Genomic DNA, 1,841 nt, shown 5'->3' with positions numbered 1-1,841 from the left:
TGCCGGCCCTGGAAGGCGCTCAGGTCGAGCTCGGTGGGCTGGGCGAAGCGGGAGAAGTTGTTCACGCAGAGCACCAGGTCGTCCCCGCCTTCCCCGTTCGGGGGGGCCTCGCGCAGGAAGGCCAGCACGGCCGGGTTGGAGGACGGCAGCTCGGTGTAGGAGCCCAGGCCGAAGGCGGGGTTCTGCTTGCGGATCTCGATCATGCGGCGGGTCCAGTGCAGCAGCGAGGACGGCGAGGCCATGGACGCCTCCACGTTGCTGACCTGGTAGCCGTGGACCGGGTCCATGATGGTGGGCAGGAACAGCCGGCCCGGGTCGCAGGAGGAGAAGCCGGCGTTGCGGTCGGGGGTCCACTGCATCGGGGTGCGCACCGCGTCGCGGTCGCCGAGCCAGATGTTGTCGCCCATGCCGATCTCGTCGCCGTAGTAGAGGATCGGCGAGCCGGGCAGGGACAGCAGCAGGGCGGTGAACAGCTCGATCTGGTTGCGGTCGTTGTCCAGCAGCGGGGCCAGCCGGCGGCGGATGCCGATGTTGGCGCGCATGCGGGGGTCCTTGGCGTACTCGGCCCACATGTAGTCGCGTTCCTCGTCGGTGACCATCTCCAGGGTCAGCTCGTCGTGGTTGCGCAGGAAGATGCCCCACTGGCAGCCGGCGGGGATGGCGGGGGTCTTGGCCAGGATCTCGGAGACCGGGTGGCGCGACTCGCGGCGCACCGCCATGAAGATGCGGGGCATGACCGGGAAGTGGAAGGCCATGTGGCATTCGTCGCCGCCGGCCCGGTAGTCGCCGAAGTAGTCGACGACGTCCTCCGGCCACTGGTTGGCCTCCGCCAGCAGCACGGTGTCCGGGTACTGGGCGTCGATCTCCCTGCGCACCCGCTTGAGGAAGGCGTGGGTGGCGGGCAGGTTCTCGCAGTTGGTGTTCTCGGCCTGGTAGAGGTAGGGCACCGCGTCCAGCCGGAAGCCGTCGATGCCCAGGTCCAGCCAGAAGCGCAGGGCCGCCAGGATCTCCTCCTGGACGGCCGGGTTCTCGTAGTTGAGGTCCGGCTGGTGGGAGAAGAAGCGGTGCCAGTAGTACTGTCCGCGCACCGGGTCGTAGGTCCAGTTGGAGGCCTCGGTGTCGACGAAGATGATCCGGGCGTCCGGGTACTGCTTGTCGTCGTCGGCCCAGACGTAGTAGTCGCCGTAGGGGCCGTCGGGGTCCTTGCGGGACTCCTGGAACCAGGGGTGCTGGTCGCTGGTGTGGTTCATGACGAAGTCGATGATGACGCGCATGCCGCGCTGGTGGGCGGCGTCGGCGAACTCGACGAAGTCGGCGAGGTCGCCGAAGTCGGGCAGGACGGCGGTGTAGTCGGAGACGTCGTAGCCGCCGTCGCGCAGCGGGGACTGGAAGAAGGGGGGCAGCCACAGGCAGTCGACGCCGAGCCACTGCAGGTAGTCGAGTTTGGCGGTCAGTCCCTTCAGGTCGCCGATGCCGTCGCCGTTGCTGTCCTGGAAGGAACGGACGAGGACCTCGTAGAAGACGGCCCGTTTGAACCAGTCCGGGTCGCGGTCTTTCGCCGGGGTGTCCTCGAAGGTGTCCGGTACGGGCTCGTTCACGGTCATGGCGTTCCCGCCCCTCCGGCTCGCTGTGCGGCGGTCGGTCGCTGGACGTGCAGGACATGAGCAGGAGCCCGCCCCGGTTCCAGGCGCACGTAGTTGGTGTTGCCCCAGTGATAGGTCTCGCCGGTGAGCTCGTCGCGCACCGGCACCGACTCGTGCCGGTCCAGGCCGAGTTGCGGCATGTCCAACGAGACGGTGGCCTCCTGGGTGCGGTGCGGGTCGAGGTTGGCGACCACCAGC

Annotated in this window: 1 protein-coding gene and 1 pseudogene; both read right to left on the bottom strand. The window is 68.4% G+C overall.

Features of this window, described 5'->3' with window-relative positions; translation table 11 throughout:
• A partial coding sequence (treS, locus tag JL475_RS38450; RefSeq protein ID WP_202282840.1) for a maltose alpha-D-glucosyltransferase occupies positions 1 to 1,604 on the bottom strand: 1,604 nt, incomplete at its 3' end.
• A pseudogene (locus JL475_RS41005) lies at positions 1,601 to 1,841 on the bottom strand (alpha-1,4-glucan--maltose-1-phosphate maltosyltransferase); the annotation flags it as partial. The pseudogene JL475_RS41005 and the gene treS, both read right to left, overlap by 4 nt.

The sequence above is a fragment of the Streptomyces sp. M2CJ-2 genome (assembly GCF_016757295.1).
Lineage (GTDB): Bacteria > Actinomycetota > Actinomycetes > Streptomycetales > Streptomycetaceae > Streptomyces.
The sequence above is the reverse complement of the archived record's forward strand: the minus strand, read 5'-3'. Positions and strand labels throughout refer to the sequence as shown.